Source organism: Clostridium sp. LS (genome assembly GCF_002760435.1).
Lineage (GTDB): Bacteria > Bacillota > Clostridia > Clostridiales > Clostridiaceae > Clostridium.
Genome location: NZ_AUUU01000051.1, coordinates 115910 through 138866 on the forward strand (window position 1 = coordinate 115910; position 22957 = coordinate 138866).

Annotated in this window: 22 protein-coding genes; all 22 read right to left on the minus strand. The window is 29.7% G+C overall.

Annotation, left to right across the window (positions count from 1 at the left end):
- Positions 1 to 16: 16 nt before the first annotated feature.
- Positions 17 to 1801 carry an aspartate--tRNA ligase gene (gene aspS, locus COL3_RS13810; protein WP_008420959.1) on the minus strand — a complete coding sequence of 595 codons (1785 nt, stop codon included), beginning with the start codon at positions 1799 to 1801 and terminating at the stop codon, positions 17 to 19.
- A gap of 228 nt (positions 1802 to 2029) precedes the next feature.
- A complete protein-coding gene (gene hisS / locus COL3_RS13815; protein ID WP_008420961.1) occupies positions 2030 to 3283 on the minus strand; it encodes a histidine--tRNA ligase in 1254 nt (417 codons plus the stop codon).
- 196 nt (positions 3284 to 3479) lie between these two features.
- The gene (locus tag COL3_RS13820; RefSeq protein ID WP_008420963.1) at positions 3480 to 4901 is read right to left on the minus strand and encodes a coproporphyrinogen III oxidase; all 1422 of its coding nucleotides are present in this window, start codon (positions 4899 to 4901) and stop codon (positions 3480 to 3482) included.
- 45 nt (positions 4902 to 4946) lie between these two features.
- Complete coding sequence (locus COL3_RS13825) at positions 4947 to 5543, minus strand: MBL fold metallo-hydrolase (protein ID WP_008420965.1); 597 nt, start codon at positions 5541 to 5543, stop codon at positions 4947 to 4949.
- Positions 5544 to 5555: 12 nt separating this feature from the next.
- Positions 5556 to 6005 (minus strand): D-aminoacyl-tRNA deacylase, encoded by a 450-nt coding sequence (gene dtd / locus COL3_RS13830; RefSeq protein WP_008420966.1) that lies wholly within the window; start codon positions 6003 to 6005, stop codon positions 5556 to 5558.
- A 34-nt stretch (positions 6006 to 6039) separates the two neighbouring features.
- On the minus strand, positions 6040 to 8256 hold the full coding sequence (locus COL3_RS13835) for a bifunctional (p)ppGpp synthetase/guanosine-3',5'-bis(diphosphate) 3'-pyrophosphohydrolase (protein WP_008420968.1): 2217 nt from the start codon (positions 8254 to 8256) through the stop codon (positions 6040 to 6042).
- A gap of 255 nt (positions 8257 to 8511) precedes the next feature.
- Positions 8512 to 9030, minus strand: a complete 519-nt coding sequence (locus COL3_RS13840; RefSeq protein WP_008420969.1) for an adenine phosphoribosyltransferase — start codon at positions 9028 to 9030, stop codon at positions 8512 to 8514.
- Positions 9031 to 9123: 93 nt separating this feature from the next.
- On the minus strand, positions 9124 to 9993 hold the full coding sequence (locus COL3_RS13845; protein WP_008420970.1) for a DHH family phosphoesterase: 870 nt from the start codon (positions 9991 to 9993) through the stop codon (positions 9124 to 9126).
- Between the two features lie 128 nt (positions 9994 to 10121).
- A complete protein-coding gene (gene secF / locus COL3_RS13850) occupies positions 10122 to 10997 on the minus strand; it encodes a protein translocase subunit SecF (protein WP_008420971.1) in 876 nt (291 codons plus the stop codon).
- Positions 10990 to 12255, minus strand: a complete 1266-nt coding sequence (gene secD, locus COL3_RS13855; RefSeq protein ID WP_008420972.1) for a protein translocase subunit SecD — start codon at positions 12253 to 12255, stop codon at positions 10990 to 10992. Before secD ends, secF begins: the two co-directional genes overlap by 8 nt.
- Before the next feature lie 353 nt (positions 12256 to 12608).
- Positions 12609 to 12977: a TIGR04086 family membrane protein gene (locus tag COL3_RS13860; RefSeq protein WP_008420973.1), complete on the minus strand. Its 369-nt coding sequence runs from the start codon at positions 12975 to 12977 to the stop codon at positions 12609 to 12611.
- Between the two features lie 52 nt (positions 12978 to 13029).
- The gene (yajC, locus tag COL3_RS13865) at positions 13030 to 13308 is read right to left on the minus strand and encodes a preprotein translocase subunit YajC (RefSeq protein ID WP_008420974.1); all 279 of its coding nucleotides are present in this window, start codon (positions 13306 to 13308) and stop codon (positions 13030 to 13032) included.
- Positions 13309 to 13489: 181 nt separating this feature from the next.
- Positions 13490 to 14629, minus strand: a complete 1140-nt coding sequence (gene tgt / locus COL3_RS13870) for a tRNA guanosine(34) transglycosylase Tgt (RefSeq protein WP_008420975.1) — start codon at positions 14627 to 14629, stop codon at positions 13490 to 13492.
- 107 nt (positions 14630 to 14736) lie between these two features.
- Positions 14737 to 15762: a tRNA preQ1(34) S-adenosylmethionine ribosyltransferase-isomerase QueA gene (gene queA, locus COL3_RS13875; protein WP_008420976.1), complete on the minus strand. Its 1026-nt coding sequence runs from the start codon at positions 15760 to 15762 to the stop codon at positions 14737 to 14739.
- Positions 15763 to 15870: 108 nt separating this feature from the next.
- Positions 15871 to 16911, minus strand: a complete 1041-nt coding sequence (gene ruvB / locus COL3_RS13880) for a Holliday junction branch migration DNA helicase RuvB (protein ID WP_008420977.1) — start codon at positions 16909 to 16911, stop codon at positions 15871 to 15873.
- A gap of 85 nt (positions 16912 to 16996) precedes the next feature.
- Positions 16997 to 17593 (minus strand): Holliday junction branch migration protein RuvA, encoded by a 597-nt coding sequence (gene ruvA / locus COL3_RS13885; RefSeq protein ID WP_008420978.1) that lies wholly within the window; start codon positions 17591 to 17593, stop codon positions 16997 to 16999.
- A gap of 315 nt (positions 17594 to 17908) precedes the next feature.
- Complete coding sequence (locus COL3_RS13890) at positions 17909 to 18484, minus strand: hypothetical protein (RefSeq protein ID WP_008420979.1); 576 nt, start codon at positions 18482 to 18484, stop codon at positions 17909 to 17911.
- A gap of 123 nt (positions 18485 to 18607) precedes the next feature.
- Positions 18608 to 19186 (minus strand): rubrerythrin, encoded by a 579-nt coding sequence (rbr, locus tag COL3_RS13895; RefSeq protein WP_008420980.1) that lies wholly within the window; start codon positions 19184 to 19186, stop codon positions 18608 to 18610.
- Between the two features lie 61 nt (positions 19187 to 19247).
- Positions 19248 to 19997, minus strand: coding sequence for a hypothetical protein (locus tag COL3_RS13900; protein ID WP_242982136.1), 750 nt, complete (start codon positions 19995 to 19997; stop codon positions 19248 to 19250).
- Between the two features lie 2 nt (positions 19998 to 19999).
- A complete protein-coding gene (locus tag COL3_RS13905) occupies positions 20000 to 20869 on the minus strand; it encodes a radical SAM protein (RefSeq protein WP_008420982.1) in 870 nt (289 codons plus the stop codon).
- A 617-nt stretch (positions 20870 to 21486) separates the two neighbouring features.
- Positions 21487 to 21978: a L,D-transpeptidase gene (locus COL3_RS13910; protein WP_008420983.1), complete on the minus strand. Its 492-nt coding sequence runs from the start codon at positions 21976 to 21978 to the stop codon at positions 21487 to 21489.
- 108 nt (positions 21979 to 22086) lie between these two features.
- Positions 22087 to 22701: a DUF488 domain-containing protein gene (locus COL3_RS13915; protein ID WP_008420985.1), complete on the minus strand. Its 615-nt coding sequence runs from the start codon at positions 22699 to 22701 to the stop codon at positions 22087 to 22089.
- Positions 22702 to 22957: the final 256 nt, after the last annotated feature.

Below are 22957 nucleotides of genomic sequence, written 5' to 3' on the forward strand. Positions count from 1 at the left end.
CTTCATCTATTCTTTATTATTTTTCTTCTTGGATTAATGATATTCCAAGTTCAGTTAATTGTTTTTCATCAACTATATTTGGAGCTTCACTTAAGTAGCAATATGCATTTTGGTTTTTAGGGAATGTAATTACATCTTTAATATTGTCTGTTCCAGCTAAGAACATTATCATTCTATCTAACCCAAATGCTAAGCCTCCATGTGGCGGTGGGCCAAACTTAAATGCTTGTAGCAGGAATCCAAATTGGGCCCATGCTGATTCTTGTGTAAAACCTAATGCCTTAAGCATTCTTTCTTGAAGAGCCATATCATGGATTCTTATAGATCCTCCACCTAACTCTTCTCCATTTAATACTAAATCGTAAGCCTTAGAACGTACACTTCCTGGATCAGATTCAATAAAGTCTAAATCTTCATCCATTGGAGCTGTAAATGGATGGTGGCAAGCAGTATACCTATCTTCTTCTTCACTATATTCAAATAATGGGAATTCAGTAATCCATGTGAAGTTAAATTCATTTTTATCTTTTATTAAATCAAATTGCTTAGCTAATTCTAATCTTAAAGCTCCTAAGCTTTGGAATACTACAGAATTTTTATCTGCTACTATAAGAATTGCATCTCCATCTTCAGCATTCATTGTTTTTATTATAGAATTTATTACATCATCAGTTAAGAATTTAGCTATTGATGATTTAACTCCATCTTCTTTAAGCTGAATCCAAGCAAGACCTTTTGCCTTATATGTCTTAACAAACTCACCTAATTTATCTAAAGGCTTTCTTCCAAGTTCAGCTCCACCTTTTAAACATAATGCTCTAACAGAACCACCAGCTTCTATTGCAGATTTAAATACAACAAAATCTAAATCGCGAACATCGTCTGTAATGTTAGTTATCTCCATTCCAAATCTTAAATCAGGCTTATCTGAACCGTATTTTTCCATAGCATCTTTAAATGTCATTCTTTTTATTGGAAGCTCCACATCTACTCCAGCAACTTCTTTAAATACATGAGCAATTAAACCTTCATTTACTGCCATAATATCATCTTGTTCAACAAAGCTTAATTCCATATCAACTTGAGTAAACTCTGGTTGTCTATTTGCTCTTAAATCTTCATCTCTAAAACATTTAGCTATTTGATAATATCTATCAAAACCAGATACCATTAATAATTGCTTAAATATTTGCGGTGATTGTGGAAGAGCATAAAACATTCCTGGATAATTTCTTGAAGGTACTAAATAATCTCTAGCCCCTTCTGGAGTACTCTTTGTTAAAATTGGAGTTTCTACATCTAAGAAATTATTTTCCTCTAAGTAATCACGAATTGCTTTTGTTGTCTTACTTCTAATTGCAAAGATTCTTTGCATATCAGGTCTTCTTAAATCTAAATATCTATATTTTAATCTAATGTTTTCTGCTGCATCTAAATTCTCTTTAATGTATATTGGTGGAGTTTCTGATTCTGAAAGAATTTTTATAGATTCACATTTTAATTCAACAAACCCTGTTGGCATGTTTTCATTTACGCTTTCTCTTTTAACAACTTCCCCAGTTACAGCTATACAGTATTCCGGTCTTACCGATTTTGCTTTTTCAAAAGCTTCTGCATTTATTTCTTCACCAAAAACTACCTGCATAATTCCACTTTTATCTCTTAAATCTATAAATTCAAGGCCTCCAAGTTTTCTATTTCTTTGAACCCATCCCATTAAAGTTATTTTTTTACCTACATGTTCTTCTCTAGGTTCTCCACACATCATACTGCGCTTTAAACCATTTAAAGATTCACCCATTACTAAAATCCTCCCTCTTAAGTCAGTTAACAGTTATCAGTTAACAATTAACAGTTTATGTTGAAATCCCTGCGGGATTTCTTTATTTTTGTATATTTATCATTGATGAATGATGAATAATGAATAGTTAATGATTAAGGCTGAAATTGCTCTGCAATTTCTTATATTTTAGAAATTACAAAGTAATTTCTTCCTTAATTTTTCATCATTCATTCTTCATTATTAATTTTACTTAAGTATTTTTGCAATTCCTTCTAAATCGTCTAAAGAAACTTCGAAGATTTCACCATCACTCATTCTCTTCAAATTAACTTTTTTATTTGCTAATTCATCTTCGCCTAGGATAGTTGTAAAAGCTGCTCCTATTTTATTTGCATATTTCATTTCAGCTTTAACACTTCTGCCCATATGATTAATTTCACATTTTGCTCCTAGAGCTCTTAAATCATTAGCTAACTTAAACGCATATTTACTTTCTTCTTCTCCTCTGGCTCCAATGTATAGATCAAATAAATTTTCACTCGGAATTTCAATATTTTCTTTTTCTAAAGTCATTATTAATCTTTCTACTCCCATACCAAAGCCAACTGCAGGCATATCAGGTCCACCTAGCTCCTCTATAAGTTTATCATATCTTCCTCCACCACATACTGTGAAGTCAGAAGTTAGAATTTCAAATATAGTCTTAGTATAGTAATCTAAACCTCTTACTATACCTGGATCTACTGTGTATGGCAATCCTAGAATATCTAAATATTCCTTAACCTTATCAAAATGAGTTTCACATTCTTCGCAAACATACTCTAAGATTGTTGGAGCATTCTTTGTGATTTCATGACATTTCTTTTCTTTACAATCCAATATTCTCATAGGATTTTTTTCAAATCTAGTTTTACATGTCTCACAAAGTCCATCATAATTTTCAGCTAAAAATTTCTTTAAAGCTTCATTATACTTAGGCCTGCAACTTGGGCAGCCTAAATTGTTTATATTTAAGCTTAGGCTCTTCAATCCTAATTTTTTTAATGTGTCCATTGCTACTGCAATTACTTCTGCGTCCATAGAAGCAGCATTTGAACCAAAAACTTCTAATCCACATTGATGAAATTGTCTAAGTCTTCCTTTTTGCACATTTTCATACCTAAAAGCAGGCGTAATATAATACAATTTTGTAGGTTGAGCTTCATTAAATAGTCTATTTTCCACAAATGCTCTAACAGCTGAAGCAGTTCCTTCAGGTTTCAATGTTATACTTCTGTCACCTTTATCATTAAAAGTGTACATTTCTTTTTGAACTATATCGGTAGTGTCACCAACACTTCTTAGAAATAATTCTGTATGTTCAAACATTGGAGTTCTAATTTCTCTAATTCCATATGTTTTAGCAACGTTTCTAAATACGTTCTCTATATATTGCCACTTATATGCATCCTCAGGTAACATATCTTTAGTACCTTTTGGTGCTTGCATTTCCATTGCCATTATCTAGTTCCTCCCAACAGTTTTAAGGTCAGTTAACAGTTAACTGTTATTTAATGAAATCTAACAAAATTTCATTTTATTTAAAATACTCTTTTTAAAGTAAGTATTTTCTGCATATATTATTTTCTATGCATAATTATCCATAGACAATTGTACATTATTTATTAACAATTTAAAAGGCTAAATTCACCAGTAATTAATATAAAGTATCTAATAATTTCTTTTTTCCCTCAATCATTTCATCAATTCTTGATATATATTCATGAAGATCCTTTAGATTTGGAAATCTTTCAAGTCTATCTTCTTCTAAGAATATAACTTTACTTACAGCTGCTGCACCTAATGCAATAGTTGTTTGTCTTTCTTCAATCATTTGAATATTATAAATACATTCTTTACCTTCTTCAGCATACCCTAAATTCTCCATATTTCCTACCATATTTTTTTGTCTATACATATAATATGGCGAAAGGCCTAAACTATTAGCTAAATTTTTACTTTCTTCATACATTTTAATTATTTCTTCTTGAGGCGTGATTTCCATTCCTTTTTTAAGAATAAATTCCTCGTACATTCTAGAACCTCGCTTTAAAGCTAAACCATGTACAGTAATGCTGTCAGGTTCTAATTCCATTAACTTATTTTTTGTATTTACTACATCTTTATGATTTTCGCCTGGAAGACCTATAATTATATCCATATTAATATTATCAAAACCAAGCTCTCTCGCCATTTTAAATTTTTCTTTTATTTCCTCTGAGGAATGCGTTCTGCCAATTAGCTTTAAGGTTTTATCATTCATAGTCTGAGGATTAATACTTATTCTGTCCACACTACAATTTTTCATAGTTTGTAATTTATTTTTAGTTAAAGTATCAGGTCTACCACATTCAACTGTAAATTCTTTAACATTATTATTAATAAAATTATCATAAATTTCGTTCATTATCATAGCAAATTCTTCATCGTTGACTGCTGTTGGAGTTCCTCCGCCAAAATATACAGATTCAATGTTAAGTTTTTTTTCTTTAACATACTCACTAATACCCCTAATTTCCTTTGTTAAAGCTTGTAAGTATGGATTTACTAATTTCTTCTGAACACTTATTGAATTTGAAGTAAATGAGCAATAAAGGCATTTAGTTGGGCAAAATGCCATACCAATATAAATAGCAATATTATTTTTATCTTTATTAACTATTCTTTCCTCTGCTTTAGCTACATCAATACATAATTTTGCTTTATCTTTATGAGCTAAATATTTATCCTTAAATATTTCAATAACTTCATCTTCAGTATTTCCTTCTTTAAGTAATTTTAATGCTATTTTAGAAGGTCTAATTCCAATTAAAATTCCCCAAGGATATATATCATGGGTTATGTCCCTTAAACACAGAAAAAGAAATCTTCTAAGAGAATTCTTAATATCTTCTCCTAAAGATTCTTCTTTACAATAATCTTCGTATTCAAATCTTAAAATTTTTTCATTAATATAGAAAATAAAGTCTGCTTCTTCTAAATCTACAAATTTAATTTCTTTCATTGAGAAATATACATTAAATAATTGATATACCTCATATCTATATTTTAAGTCATTTAAATTAATTTTAACTTCCATCATTGCTCCCTTAAAAAATGTGCAATACACTTGCACATTTATTTCTTATAAAAATGGATTATTTCTCTTCTCGTAACCTATAGTCGATGAAGGTCCATGACCTGGATAAACTTCAATATTATCTCCTAAAGGAATTAATTTCTGCTTAATATTTGTTACGAGCTGCACTCCATTACCACCTGGGAAATCACTTCTTCCTATAGACTGCATAAATAGAGTATCTCCTGTGAAAAGTTTATCATTGACTAAGAAACAAATTCCACCTGCTGTATGTCCTGGTGTTTCAATAACTTTTATAATATTGCCACCAAGATTTAAAGTATCTCCTTCTTTTAAGTAATCTGCAGTTTTAGGCAAAGATCCAAATACAAACTTATCCTTTTCCATGTATTCTTCTTCTGCTTTATTTATATAAAATGGAATACTTAATTCATTCACTAATTCTACAACTCCATCTACGTGATCGCTATGACCATGTGTTAACAGGATAAATTTAGGTTTTGCACCTAAATTCCCAATCTCTTGGGCTATTAATTTTGCATGTCCACCCGGATCTATAATGGCAAGTTCTTTAGTATCTTCATCCATTATTAAGTAACAATTTTCTTCATACATTCCTGCTATGATTGTTTTTATAATCAACTTTAATTCCTCCTAAAAATTTCTTTTACTATCTAATAATATTGTCACAGGACCATCATTATTAATATTAACTTTCATATCTGCACCAAATTCACCACATTCAATTTTTAAATTTGATTCTTTAAGCAACTCTATAAACTCTTCATAAAGTTTTACAGCTTCTTCTCCACTTTGAGCTTCCATAAAGTTTGGCCTTCGACCTTTTCTACAATCTCCATATAGTGTAAATTGAGAGATAACAAGTATTTCACCTTTGATATCCAACAATGATAAATTCATTTTATCATTTTCATCATGAAATACCCTTAAATTAATAATTTTATCTTTAATGTACTTTAAATCTTCTAAAGTATCATCCTTAGCTATACCTACTAAGACATTAAAGCCTTTTCCTATTTCTCCAATGATGTTTCCATTAACACAAACACTAGATGAGGTCACTCTTTGCACTACAGCTCTCATGCTATCTCACCTTTCTTATTTCTAGGCAATGTATCTAGGAATTAACCCTATATACATCCACTACTCCTCTTAATCTTTTAATTCTTTTCATTAAATCTTTTAAACTATCAACAGAAGTGATCTTTAATTTTACATTAATTACTGCACACCCCTGTTTAGACAAATTTGCATTCACAGCACTTAATTGCAGCTTAAGATCAGTAATAACACTCATTATATCAGCAAGTAATCCTTCTCTATCATCTGCTTGAACTTGTATTTCAGCAAAGTAAGATGTTCCCTTGGCTGATCCCCAGTTAACTTCTACAACTCTATCTTTATCTGTTTCGATAAGGGCTTGTAAATTACTGCAATCTTTTCTATGTACTGATACACCTCTACCTTTGGTTATGTATCCTAAAATTTCATCTCCTGGGACTGGACTGCAACACTTAGCAAATCTAACCATAAGATTACTTTCACCTTTAACTGTTATTCCATAACCGTTTGGCTCAGGCTTTCTTGATGTTTTTGCAATTTGCTCTTCAATACTCTTACTTAGAATTTCTTTATTTTCTTTTTCTTTACTAGCTTTATCTACACCGATTCCATTGTCTTCCTTAAGTTTTACAATAAGGGTTGATACAGAAAAACCACCAATTCCAATTAAAGCATATAAATCATCCATTGAATGGATATTGTATCTTTTAATGAGTTTTTCATAGAACTCGCCTTTAGCTATATCGTTATAATTAACACCTTGCTTTTTTAGTTCTTTTTCAAGCTGCTCTTTACCTTTTAATATATTTTCCTCTTTTTTAGCTTTTTTAAACCAAAGTTTTATTTTACTTTTAGATTGGTTGCTTTTTGCAATATTGAGCCAATCCATATTTGGTCCTTTTGCATTAGGAGAAGTTAATATTTCAACTATTTCTCCAGTTTTCAGAGTATAATCTAATGGAACTATTTTACCATTAACCTTAGCTCCTATACACTTATTTCCTATGTCTGTATGTATTCTATAAGCGAAATCTATAGGGGTTGCGTTATTACATAAATTTATTACAACGCCTTTTGGAGTAAATACAAAAACTTCGTCTGAAAATAAATCAATTTTAAATCCTTCAATAAATTCTTCAGCATCTGATGTTTCTTTCTGCCACTCTAGCATATCCCTAAGCCATACAAGCTTCTTTTCAAAATCCTTTTGTTTGTCTTGTTCAGGTTTCCCTGCATCGCCTTCTTTATATTTCCAATGTGCAGCTATTCCATACTCTGCAGTCTTATGCATTTCAAAAGTTCTAATTTGAATTTCAAAAGTTTTACCTTGTGGTCCAATTACAGTGGTATGTAGTGATTGATACATATTGGGCTTAGGCATAGCTATATAATCCTTAAATCGGCCTGGTATTGGTCTGTAAATAGTATGAACTATACCAAGAACTCCATAACAGTCTTTCACCGAGTGAACTAATACTCTAATTGCTGTTAAATCAAAAATCTGTTCAATACTCTTATTTTTGCTAACCATTTTTTTATAAATGCTATAAAAATGCTTAGGTCTTCCATCAATATCTGAATGTATCCCTGAAGTTTCTAACTTTTCATATAAGTCCTTTACAATATCTTTTATATAAGTTTCTCTTTCAACTCTTTTTTCAGCAATACTATCTACTAATTCATAGTATTCTTTTTCATGTAAATATCTAAAACATAAATCTTCTAATTCCCATTTAATTTTAGACATACCAAGTCTGTGAGCTAATGGAGCATAAATATCTAAAGTTTCCTTTGCCTTATTTTTCTGTTTCTTTTCTGGCATGAATTTAAGAGTTCTCATATTGTGTAATCTATCCGCTAACTTAATAATAATTACTCTTATATCCTTGGCCATAGCAAGTAACATTTTTCTAACATTATCAGCTTGTTGTTCTTCTTTAGTTTTGTATTCCATTTCACCAAGTTTAGTAAGCTTTGTAACACCTTCCACCAAATTAGCTATCTCTGCATTGAAAAGTTTGACTGTTTCATCATAAGAACAATCTGTATCTTCAATAACATCATGTAATAATCCAGCTACAATAGTATTTGTATCCATTCCTAATTCAGCTAAAATTTCTGCCACTGCTATTGGGTGGATAATATACGGTTCACCTGATTCTCTTTTTTGGTCCTTATGAGCTTGCTCTGCGAAATGATATGCCTTTTCTACCATATTAACATCGACATTGTTACAATTGTTATGGATCTTTTCCAATAATTTATCAATCATAAGGATTGCTCTCCTTCTACGTTAAAACTAAATTCAAAGGCTGGTTCAATAACCAGCCTAACTTTTTAATAATTATATATTATTTTAAGATTATTTTCAATAAGGCATTAACATATATACTAAAAAATAATAGTTCAAATATACATTGTATATTTGAACTATTATTTCATAAGTGGAAAATAATTGGTACCCTTACCAAATCAATTTTCAAAGATAACTAAAAATTATCTTTGAAAATTCAATAATTAGTTTAAACTATATATCATATTTTACTAATGATAGTACATCATAATCCTTTAGCTTATCTTTTCCATTTAGTTCTGTTAATTCTATTACAAAATCTAATGAAACAACTTCTCCACCAGCTTGTTCAATTAATTTTGCAACGCCTTCTACAGTACCTCCTGTAGCCAATAAGTCATCCACAACTGCAACTCTTTGACCTGGCTTAATAGAATCTTTATGAAGCTGAAGCTGATCTTCTCCATATTCTAATCCATAATTCACAGAAATTGTTTCTCCAGGTAATTTCCCTGGCTTTCTTACCGGAACAAATCCTATTCCTAAAGCATACGCAACAGGAACACCAAAAATAAAACCTCTAGCTTCTGGTCCTACTATCAAATCAACTTTTTTGTCTTCTAAATGTTTTACAATTTGATCTATTGCTTCCTTTAATGCTTTCCCATCGCCTATTAATGTTGTTATATCCTTAAAGCTTATTCCTTCTTTAGGGAAATTTTCAATTACTCTTATCTTTTCTTTTAAATCCATTTTAACTCCTCCATAGCATTTATTTATTAACCACAAATTTATGATTCAATATAAAAACAAAAAAATAGATAGTTATAAATTAATTAATCAATATTACATATACTTTAAAGAATTAGTCTTCTTTAATCTATATAAATATTTAACAATCTGATCAGCTCTATCTTTATCATTTGTGGTTAAAAGTTCTAAAACTATTCGAGCATTATCCATAACACCTACTGCACCCTTTGGTGGAATTAATAATTCTATAATTCTATTTATACCATCATCACCAAATTCTTCTATACTGCTGAATTCAATTATAGACCTTAACCCATTGTTATTAGTATTCATTAAAAATTTATTTCCTTCTTTAATTAATACTCCATTCTCACCTTTTGCTGGTACCTTTGCCCATGCAACGCCTATAAGTATTAAGTCTAAATATTTATTAATACTTTTCATATTATAGTAAATGGCAATTGCCTGCATAAGTTTAAATGCCAGCCCACTTATTGATAAATTTTTATATCTATATTGGCAACCCTTTTGATTAGGATTAATGTAAATGTAATCATTCACAAGCTCACTTTTTTCATTCTCTAGAACGATTAAATCTATACCTAATTTTTTACATAAATCAACCTCTTCTTGTGATTTTAATCCTACACCTAAAGTAATTAAAAGCTCAGCTCCTAAAAAATCTACATTATTTTTTATGTCCACAGAATTTATTACTGCATCATTTTCTTGTCTATCATATATTAAATATTCAACATCAGCATTTAAATATCTTAAGACAAGAATTAAAGATGAAACAGCACAAATTCCATCAACATTATATGTACCATATATAACTATCTTATGTCTGTTATTCACAGCCAAAGCTAGCCTTTCTATTGCTTTGTTCATACCTTTAAGTATAAATGGGTTATATCCACTAATATAATTTGGACAATATATACTTTCCCAGAATTTACGCATGGCTTATTCCTCCATAAAATTAGAAAACACCTATATTATAAATGATTATTATAAATTTTACAATTATTTTACTTAACAATTGTAAAAACCCCCATTTGATCTGGAGGTTTTATAATCATTTCCAGCAATTAAGCACTTTGTAGTTTTCTTTTCTTGTTTCCAATTTTATCTTTTAAATATACCCATATTGGAGAAGCTATGCAAATTGATGAATAAGCTCCACTTATAATTCCAACAATTAATGGAATTGTAAATGCTCTAACAGATGGTACTAAAAAGTTCATTGCTATTATAGTAACTACTGTTGCTGCAGAAGTATATATTGATCTTTTTATTGTTTCAGTTAAACTAACATCTGCTACTTCTATTGATTTTGCTCTTCTCATTATTTTCGAATTTTCTCTAATTCTATCAAAAATAACTATCGTATCACACATAGAATAACCTACTATAGTTAGTATTGCTGCAACAAATGGAGTGTTTACTGGAATATAAAATATTGAATAAACAGAAATTGTCACTAAAATATCATGAATTGTAGCTGCTATAGCTGCAACTCCAAATTTAAATTCAAATCTTATTGCTATATATATAAGCATTACGCCAAAAGCTGCTAATAAAGCTGAAATTGAATTTCTAGTCAATTCTTTTCCTACTGAAGAACCTATTTCATCTTGAGAAACTAGCGCTTTATCGTCTAACTGGTATTTATTTTTTAAATCTGTCATAATTGAAGCCAATTTAGTGCTATCAAGGTCCGCAGATTTTATTTGATATTGATTATTATCTACTGCATTTGTAGCTGCATCTGGTGCGTAACTTCTTACAATACTGTCCACATCTTCTTTATTTATACTTTCATTTAATTGTAATACTATTTCAGAACCACCTTTAAAATCTATACCAAAATTTAAACCTCTAACTGCTAAGAATCCCATTCCAATTACAATAATTATTAGGGAAATTGAAAACCATATTTTAGTTTTTTCCATTATCTTAAGCATGTTTTTCTTCCCCCTTTTTTATTCCTACGCCAAAGTGTGATATTTTGCTTATTAATCCACATTCAACTGATAAATTAACAAGTAATTTTGTTATTATTAATCCTGTAAATAAACTTATAATTATACCTATCATAAGTGTAACTGCAAAACCTTTAACTGTTCCTGATCCTATGAAATATAAAATCAACGCCGCAAGCAAAGTAGTTACATTTGAGTCAACTATTGAAGATAAGGCATTTTCTCCACCCTTTTTAACTGCTGCTTTAATGGAGTATCCCTTTTTCAACTCTTCCTTAGTTCTTTCAAAAATCAGTATGTTAGCATCAACTGCAACACCAATCGTAAGTAAGAACGCTGCAATACCAGGAAGAGTTAATGTAACTCCAACTTCCACAAATGCAAAAAGCGTAAGTGTTATATATAGTGTTAATGCAATATTAGCCATTAAACCTTGAAGCCTATAGTTTATTAACATGAATAAAAACACTAATCCAACTCCAATAATTCCAGCTTTAATGGAATTTGGAAATGCTGTAGCACCAAGTTCAGCCCCAACATTGCTGACCGTTACTGCTTTTACCGGAATTGGAAGTGCACCTGAATTAATCATTCCTGCCAACTTCTTGTTCTCTTCTAATGTACCATGAGTCTCAATACTTGCTACTCCACCCGAAATTTGAGCATTTACAACTGGATCTGAAATCATTTCATCATCTAAATAAATTGATATTTTTTGTCCAACATATTTTCCTGTCGCATCAGCAAATTTCTGAGCACCTTCATCATTTAATTGTAAACCAACTTCATATCCGCCGCTTTGTTGATTAAGCTGTGCAGTTGCTTTTTTTACATCTTTACCTGTTAAAATTTCATCACCATTAGGTCCTTTAAATACTAAGTTACCAGATTGGCTTAAGCTATCAACAATTTCTTTAGAATTCGTCATACCTGGTATATCTACTCTAATTCTTTTTTGTCCTTCAGTTGTTACAACAGTTTCGGCTACCCCAAGTTTATTTACTCTTAGAGAGATATGTTCCTTAGCACTTTCTAATTCATCTGGTGTTACACTATCTTGTTGGATTTCCATAAGTACGGAAGTCCCACCTTGTAAATCTAATCCTCTAGTTATTACTTTATCAAAAGATTTAAATTGCCATCCTCCTAGAACAAATCCTTTAAATCCTGCAAAAGCTAAAAATCCAATTACAGCAATAATCAAAACTAATAATGCTGAACTTTTGCTTTTCCTTTTCATCTTAATCCCCCTCTACATATTATGTCTTTACTAAATTAGTATCTTTAAATATTCAAATAGTAAAAGTTTAAATTATACTACGATAAACTTTTCTATAGTTATGTAAAACACTAAAATATTTAAAATTAAGAAAATAAATTCTTTATTTACAAGAATTTATTAATTCTTAATTTTAAATGTATTCTCATTCATATGTTGCACAATTTTCATTATAGCATACTATAATTTCTTAATAAAGTTTTTTATTAATGCATTGCTATAACTGCATCTTTGGTTTAATTTTACTTAATAAACTCTTGACATATGTACAACTTCTTTTAATCAAATAAAGTTTCTCAGAAAAGCTTAGTATCTTACAAGTTTATCCCTAGCATCCCTGCAAGGGTACCTACTGCTAATGCAATTAGCAGCTTAACAAAATCAAAGAGTTTAAAGGCTATCTCACCACTAAAGATACTGGATAATATAAATAATATGAAATAGTATCCTATGGCTACACCAAAACCTACAAGCCACCCCTTTGATTCATTTTTTTTAGCTCCCATAATTGCACCAAGGCTTAGGCTACATAAAGATATTATGACATAAAGCATGTTAAAAATACCTTTACTAAATACTATTTTAGTCATCAATAATGATAAAACTGTAATGCCTATGAAGCTAAAAAGTAATGTTCCAACAGTACCCTTTGCTACAGATCTTAAATATTTACTATTTTCCATTAAAACAACACCCCCAATACTTCATTTTATGAGGCATTAAAGGGTATTATGATTAATCTGCCTTTATTTTATATGATATTCCAGTTTTATCAAGTTTAAGCTTTGTTTTAGCTGCACTTGTTTCAATGGTAATACCTTTTTCATCTATGTGTGTTATTTTTCCTATAATTCCGCCTCTTGTTACAATCTCATCGTTTACTTTTAATTCATCTAACATATTTTGATATTTCTTTTTTCTTTTCTTTTCAGGCAAGACAAGTAAAAAGTAGAATATTACAAATACAAGAATCATAGGTAATACACTAGTTAGCAATCCTACTATGTTATCCATTTTGCTCCTCCATAACTTTCATTTTTAGATAATTTTTCTATTCCATGATAAGTAGTTTACAATTGTTTATGTCCAATGTCAATATACACCTATCTTTAGTAGTTGATTTTAGAGGTAACTTAATATTAAAAATTAAATTTTGTAAAATCATACAACATTTTATTATATAACTAGTTTATCTTTAAGCTTTTCCTTCCCATTCTGTTAATTTTTTTTCTTTAAATTCTTTAAAGAATCCACCATCAATAGCATCTCTTATATCTGCCATAAGTTTATTATAAAAGTATAAATTATGTAAAACGCATAATCTCATAGCAAGCATTTCTTTAGCTTTAAATAAATGTCTTATATATGCTCTTGTATAATGCTTACATGTTGGACATTCGCAGCCCTCATCTATTGGCTTAGTATCTAGTTCAAATTTTGCATTCATTAAATTAAGCTTACCCTCACTGCAAAATACATTACCGTGTCTCCCATTTCTTGCAGGAAGAACACAATCAAAGAAATCAACACCTCTTTCAACTGCCTCCAAAATATTGCTAGGTGTTCCTACTCCCATTAAATATATCGGTTTATCTTCTGGTAAATACGGCACCACCGCATCTATAACTCTATACATTTCCTCATGAGTTTCTCCAACTGCTAGACCTCCAATTGCATAACCATCTAAGTCCATTTTAGTTATTTCTTTAGCGTGCTTTATTCTTATATCTTCATAAACACCGCCTTGGTTAATACCAAATAACATCTGTTCCTTATTTATTGTATCTGGAAGAGAATTCAATCTATCCATTTCAATTTTACATCTTTCAAGCCACCTTGTGGTTCTTTCTACTGACCTTTCCACATATTCTCTTGGTGCTGGATTTTCAATACATTCATCAAAGGCCATTGCAATTGTAGATGCTAAATTACTTTGAATCTGCATTGATTCTTCAGGTCCCATAAATATTTTCTTGCCATCAATATGAGAGTTAAAGTATACACCTTCTTCTTTAATTTTTCTCATTTTAGCAAGTGAAAATACTTGGAAGCCTCCTGAATCAGTAAGTATAGGCCTATCCCAATTCATAAACTTATGAATTCCCCCAAGTTTTTTAACAACTTTATCACTTGGTCTTAAATGAAGATGATATGTATTAGAAAGTTCAACTTGACAGCCTACCTCCTTTAAATCCATACTAGATACTGCACCTTTTATAGCTGCTAATGTTCCAACATTCATAAATACTGGAGTCTGGATTGTTCCATGAGGAGTTTCAAACTGTCCTCTTCTTGCTTTGCCGTCTTTTTTTAATAACGTATATCTTTTACTCACAAGCGTCACCTCTTTTATATATTTTCTTTTAAAACGCTTGATTAATGTCACCTCATCAGCGATTTAATTCAGTTATCAGTTCACAGTTAACAATTTACAGTTTATTGTTAATTGATAAACATTGCATCTCCAAATGAGAAAAATCTGTACTTCTCATTTACTGCTTCTTTATATGCATTCATAACATTGTCTTTACCTGCCAAGGTCGAAACAAGCATTATCAAAGTTGATTCAGGTAAATGGAAATTTGTTATTAATTTATCCACTACTTTAAATTTATATCCAGGATATATAAAAATATTCGTCCATCCACTTTGTTCTTTTACATAACCATTTTCATCTCCAATAGTTTCTAATGTTCTTGTTGATGTTGTTCCAACAGAAATTACAGAATTTCCTCTTTTTTTAGTTTCATTTATTATTTCTGCACTTTCCTTAGATAGCATGTAAAATTCCGAATGCATTTCATGTTCTTCTATAGATTCCACCTTTACAGGTCTAAAGGTCCCAAGTCCTACATGAAGAGTTAAATATACAATATTAATTCCTTTATCCTTTATCTCCTGTAATAATTCCTTTGTAAAATGAAGTCCTGCAGTTGGCGCTGCAGCTGAACCATTTTCCTTAGAATACACTGTTTGATATCTTTCTCTATCTTCTAATCTTTCATGAATATATGGAGGAAGAGGCATCTCACCAAGTGAATCTAAAACTTCTTCAAAAATACCTTCATAAAAAAACTCTACAACTCTATTTCCATTTTCTTTTACTTCTACTACTTCGGCTTTTAATCTGCCTTCTCCAAAAGTAAACCTTCTTCCAACTCTTGCAGATTTGCCTGGCTTAGATAGACATTCCCACTTATCCGTTTCAATTCTTTTAAGTAAAAGAAACTCTATTTTGCCACCAGTACCTTCTTTTTCACCAATTAATCTAGCTGGCATTACTCTTGTATCATTTAATACTAAGGTATCTCCATTATTGAGATACCTTAAGATATCATGAAACCTCTTATGCTCAATTTCCCCAGTCTTTTTATTTAAGACCATAAGCCTTGATGAATCTCTTTGCTCTAAAGGATGTTGGGCTATTAACTCCTCAGGCAAATAAAAATCAAAATCTTTTACATCCATTTATTTATCTACTCCTAACTAAAAAAGCACACCTTAATTTAAATTCTTAACTCAAGGCATTTTATCATTTCTTTATCTATTGTGAAAACTTTATTTTTAAAGTAATTCCTAATTATCAAAAAAACTTCCCTGTATTTTATTATTATCTTTATTCTTTGAGGTATTCACTCGACCTAGATGTTTATAAGCTTTTTCACTTGCTATTCTGCCTCTTGGCGTTCTAATTATAAACCCCTGCTGCAATAAATATGGCTCATATACATCTTCAATAGTCCCTAACTCCTCACCAATAAAATATGAAAGAGTTTCTATTCCTACTGGACCCCCATTAAAATTATCAATAATAGCTTCTAATATTTTATTATCAACCCTATCGAAACCTTGATTATCTACTTCTAATAATTCTAAAGCTTCTCTAGCCTCCTTTAAAGATATTAATTTGTTAGATTTCACTTCTGAATAATCTCTTACTCTCTTTAATAATCTATTTGCAATTCTTGGGGTTCCTCTTGATCTTCTAGCAATTTCAAGTGCACCTTCATCAGTAATTGCACATCCAAAGACTGCTGCGCTTCTAACCACAATTTCCTTTAGTTCTTTATCTGTATAGTATTCCATCGCACATAATACACCAAATCTGTCTCTAAGTGGAGAAGTCAGCATTCCAATTCTAGTAGTGGCGCCAATAAGTGTAAATTTAGGCAAATCAATTCTTATAGATTTTGCTGCTGCACCCTTTCCTATAACTATATCTAATGCATAATCCTCCATAGCTGGATATAAAATCTCTTCAACAGTTCTGTTCAATCTATGAATTTCATCTATAAATAAAACATCATAATCTTTAAGTGTAGTTAAAATAGCTGCTAAATCTCCTGCTCTTTCTATTGCAGGCCCTGAGGTAATCTTTAAATCCCCTCCCATTTCTCTTGCAATAATATTAGCTAAAGTAGTTTTACCAAGACCAGGAGGCCCGTATAAAAGAGCATGATCTAGAGCTTCTTTTCTATTTTTTGCAGCCTTTATAAAAATATCCAAACGTTCTTTTACTTTATCTTGTCCGATATATTCATTTATTTTCTGAGGTCTTAAACTAAGTTCTGAATTTGAATCTTCTTGAAGTTCAGACGGATTAACTATTCTTTCCATATAAAAACCTCCCCCTTTTCCTAAGGAATAATCAATAATATAAAGAAATCCTGCAAGGATTTCATCCTAAACTGTTAATTGATTTTTACCCCATTAATGCCTTTAGAGCATTCTTAATTATATTTTCAACACTATCATTTTTATCAATTTTCTTAAGAGCAACATCCGCTTCCTTTTCACTATAACCTAAAGCAAGTAATGCACTTAAGGCTTCAGATATTGACATAATATTTTCATTATCCTTATCATCAAACTCTGCAGCACTATCTAAGAGTTCATCTGGCTTCAATTTATCTTTCAGCTCTAAAATAATTCTGGCAGCTGTCTTTTTACCAATACCAACGCCTCTGCATATATGCTTTTCATCGCCAGTCATTATTGCATATTTTAAATTATTAACCCTACTAATTGATAGTAATGATAAAGCAGCTTTGGGACCAACTCCATTAACTGTTAATAGTAATTTAAACATTTCTAATTCTTCCTTAGAATCAAATCCATACAAGCCTAGAAAATCTTCTCTTACTATTTGCTCAAGATAAATCATTATCTCATCCCCGGATTTTGGCATGGAGGACATGGTAGCTCCAGAAGTAAATATTTTATAACCAATACCACTATTTTCTACAATAATATAATCTTTATTTATACCTATATATTTACCTTTAATATATTCGTACATTTAATTTCCTCCAAGTTAATCGTTCATTTTTCATTATTCATCTTCTACAATTTGAACCTAACTTATACTTTATCATTTTCAGTTAAATCTTTCAATAATGTATTTAAATTAAGACTATAAGTTAACAATTAGTAATAGTACTAAGGTCTTCCTTATCACTTTTGCTAATTCTTAAAAATGTAATATAATAAGTAAACTATCATGCAATAACTATAAATTTTTGATTCTTTTCACTTTAAATAATAAAAGGCATGGAAATAATATACTTTCCACACCTTATTAAAATACTAATTATTTTTTAATAATAAAAGATAATTAAGACAAAAATTCAGACAAACTTTCTTCAGCATCATCTTTAGAGTCAAACTCAAGTTCAAAATTCTTTATTTTATCTTTATCTAACGCGCTTAAATTATCTACCTTTTTATTATCAGAATATACATCATTGCTGTTTTCAATTAACAATGTTCCGTTGCTATCTGTCTTATATATAGCTAAATATCCATCCTTCTCTCCGATATAATATTTATTGGGTTTTATTACTTTGGATAGATCTTTCTTATATGTCATTTCCCCATTAGACGATATTTCTAAAACATATCCTTTATCCTTTAAAGCTTTAGATAGGTCTGCCACTGATAAATTCTTATCAATATTTAACTCCTTTTTTAATTCAGCTAGGGTTAATTCCTTTTCTTTCTTATCACCTGAAAATAGATAAATCTTTGTATTATCACTTAATTGATTATCTTTATTTATTTCACTAGCTGTAACTGTGTTATTTTTAGCATTTTTATTAGCTATATATCGATCTGACAAATAATATGTTATAAAAAATATAAGTGCCAATGTTACTGCCATACTTATAAATAATTTCTTCTTATTTACCATTATCATCACTCCTTATTAAGGAGTATGGCCAATTCTTCAACATATATACATTTATTGTTATTTTTATATGAAAAATAATGATTTCCTCTTAATTATTAATAAGATATTAAACCAAATCAAATTTTATAATTCATTAAACACTGTAAAATATCCTTGAGGATGCTCACAAACTGGGCAAACTTTAGGTGCCTCTTTTCCTTCATAAATATATCCACAATTAGTACAGAACCATTGCACACTTTCATCCTTTTTATATATAGTTCCCTCTTCTAGCTCTTTTGCATATTTTTCAAATCTGTCAGCATGAATTTTTTCTATTGAAGCTATATTACTAAATATTTTTGATATTACAGTAAACCCCTCTTCCATTGCAACATCGCTAAATGATTTATATACCACATCATATTCTTCCAATTCATTATGATTTGCTGCTTTTAGAAGCTTTAATGTAGATTCATAATTATCAATAGGATAGTCACCATCAATATGTATATTTTCTCCAGCGAATTCTTTTAATTGCTTATAGAAAACCTCTGCATGTTCTTTTTCTTGATTAGCTGTGTAGTTAAATACAGATTGAATTACGTAAAGCCCATCCTTTTTTGCTTGAGATGCTGCTATATTATACCTATTTCTAGCTTGGCTTTCCCCAGCAAAGGACTTTAGCAAATTTTTCTTAGTTTTACTATCTTTTAATAACATAACTACTCCTCCTAGTTTCAACTTATATTTTAAGTATTCACAAAAGAGACTTTATTATTCATTAACTCATTTTAAATGTATGTCTTATTGCATTCATTATAATTATCCAGGTAACTCTTAACCAATTTCTATAATTAACAATTGCATTAATTATTAAGACGAATAATATAATTTCTAAATAATAAAAAATTACTGTTAAAATAGGATTAATATTTATCCATTTCATATCTGAAATCAAAGATGTTAAATATGATAACCCAAATATCACAACACTAAAAATAATAAGTCCCTTAATCATACCTTTAAAATCTTCATGACTAGGTGCTATACCGCTTATTAATAATAGAAATAATATTATGGTTATTAGGCCTTCCTTAGTTAACAAAATTCTCGGATCCAGTATCTTCGATATTTCAAATATTTTGCATTTTAGTACAAATGCACTTTCTATAAATATGAATAATGGTATATTTATGAGCACTGGTGCTATAGCTATAAGGAATTCCTTTATACTAATAACAAAAGGTATACTGCTTCCAATTCTAGATTTTACAAAGCCAGGCCTATTTCCCTGTGGTAAAAGCTGAACTTGTTCTATTTTAGCCAGACATAATAAAGCTACTAATAAATGTGCCAGTTCATGAGCTGGTGTACTTAATGCGTAAATAAACTTTGCCGCACTAGGACTTATGTTTCCTACTAACCCCTGAAAAACTGACTGAATAAATCTTAATACAAAATAATAAGAAAAATATGCTAACAAAAAAACTCCTACAGATTTAGCTGCTACTTCCATATTAATCACTTCCATTTCTATCTTATTCTATTTGTAAATCCACATTTTTTGCATAATTCCTCTACTGCTTTTCTCCCAGAAAATCCATTGTATATATTTCTTGCTCTAGGAAAATTTAAAATTTCTTCTAAAGTATTTTCAAAAATGTTTCCTAAAGGTATACTTCCTTCACTATCTAAGCAGCATGGCACTACAGTTCCATCTACAAGTACACCTATTTGATCTCTAAGTCCATAGCAAAATGCTCTTTCACCAAGTTCTTCTGAATTTAGAGATGGCCACTTAAATTTTTCACCCATACTAACATATACATTATTTTTTAATTTACAACTATTTTTTTCTTTCAGGCATTCTTTTAAATCAGATTCAATTTCAAATTCCTGCTGTAGAAATTTGAATATATCTACGTTCATTTTATTACTGGCACTGTATTTTGTATCCAAATTCCACAATCTCAAGGAGCATATTATGTTTGTTTTTTCAGTTGCTTCCTTTACAAAACCAATTATATTATCAATATATTCATTAAAATCAATATTATTTTCATTGGCTTCAAAACTATGCAATGAAATATTTACTTGTCTTAAGGCTTTAGAATTAATTAGTATTTCTTTAACTTCGTTAATTAAAGTTCCATTAGTAGTTAAGTTTACTTTTAAAAAATTTTCTCCACATATATTCAAAAATTTTTGTAGTTCCTTATTCAAAAACGGCTCACCCATTAAATGAAGATAAACATAATCAGTATAAGACCTAATACTTTTTATGATATATTCAAAACTTTCTCTATCCATAAATTTTAGTTCTCTGGATGTTTTAGGGCAAAAATTACAGTTCAAATTACAAACATTAGTTATTTCTATATATACTTTCTTGAATTTTTTCATTAATTTAACTCCTGTCTTTCTTATTATAAATAATAACTATATTAAAATGAATTATTTAAATTTCTCAAACCAGTATATATTTTTATAATACTCTATGCAACTCAAATAAATCAAAATTGCTTAGTTTTAGAATCAAAACGAGGCTTTGTCACCAACTTCCTTCAGATTTCACCTCACAATGGACACCCTTGTCTTAAACTAATGATTAGCACTATCATCACCAATTTCGGACTTTTACCTCTTAGTGCATGCCTATATTCAGTACACTAAAAAAGCAAGTGCATTCTACAAAATACACTTGCTTTTCCTTAGATACTGATTTTTACGTTGTCCGCCAACTGGGTACGACCGTCTGTCGTACATTGCTTCCGGGATTTTTCCGTTGCCCGTCACCAACTGTATATCACTTAAGATATACTCTTCTGCCGGATTGAAGTGTCAGTACACTAAGATAAATTCAATCTTTATCTTGATTAAATTATATATTATTTTAATATTAATTACAATATATTTTTTGAATTTTCAGACTTATTTTTCTTTGTAAATAAATACTTATACAACATTAAAATACTTTTAGCTTTAACTATTACAGAATATCCATTTTAAACCTAATTAAATTAATTGATAACTACTTTAGTTCCCTGAGGAATGTTATCATAAATCCATTTAGCATTTTCCTTCGCTAGACGTATACATCCATCAGACAATCTCATTCCAAGTCGCCCATCTCTTACAGAACCATCTAAATTATATATTATTGAGTGAAATAAATAATTTCCTTTAAATTGTGTATAATACCAACATTTATATCCCTTATTCACACCAAAATATAGACCTTTAATTCCAACAGTAAAAGTTCCCTTTGGCGTTGGAGTAGAAGGTTTTCCTATTGTACATAAATAACTATGAAGCAAATTCCATTTATTCGTGCTTCCTTTGTAAATATTTACTTTAAAATTACTAAGGTTTACCCAAATCAAGTAATCAGTTGCGCTTGAAATATTATTTGTATTAACATAATTTGTTGAATTAGACTTTTGTCTTACATCATTTGTCTTGTATTTTTTCCTATCTTCTTTATTTCCAAATAGCCTAGATAAAAATTTCATGTATACTTCCTACATTTATTGATATAGGATATTGTATGTAATTTAAAATAAAATTGATTTTCCTAATTTATATTAGCCTTAACTATTATGCTAGCATGAGATTATTGATTATTTTAACTTTTCTACTCTATATCCAATCTCCTTATTAGCCAATCTATAGCCTTCTCTAATCATTTCTTTTTCACTCAAATCATTTCCAAGCAAACTATCTATTGTTAATTGATTTCTATTGCTAAAGTACTTACTTAATATATTTTCTTCTAAATCCTCTTGGGAAGCTAAAGAATAATCATCTAAAATATGTTTAACTATAAATCCATGCTCCCTTAAGGACCTACCAACTAAAATACTTCTATGGCATCTTATTGGATCCTGCATTGCTCCAAGAAGGGCTATTCTGTAGCCTTTCTTACAGCCAGTCTTTAATCTCTCAATACCATTCATAAATTCCTTTTCAGCAATTACTTTTTCAAAATCAGAATAGCCTTCCTTATTGTAGGAATTTCTATTTTCTCTTTGTGCTGCAAATTCTTTTGCCATGTATATGTATAAAAAACCCGCATCCTTTAACGTCTGGGCTATTGTTTCTTTGTTATATTGAATATTATATTTTGAATAAGGAGTTCCTCTTATATCTACAACAGTATTAATATTATAATGCTTTAACATATCTATTAATCTCTCTACAGGGTAGTTAGAATGCCCTATTGTGTATATTTCCATGGTTAGAACTTCCTTTCTTCTTTATACTTATTTTATTTTGTACGCAATAATAGCTTTATCTACACAACCGCTATTAAATTTACTTCCTTAAAAAACTTCTTCATCTAATAACTATATTATAACCACTCAATTTTTATTTACTAGTAAGTGTTATTTATTATTGATATAGATCCAACATTATAATTGGACTTACTATATGTATATACTTACATATTTACTAAATCTTTATGTGGATATCTTAACTAGAAATAATAAA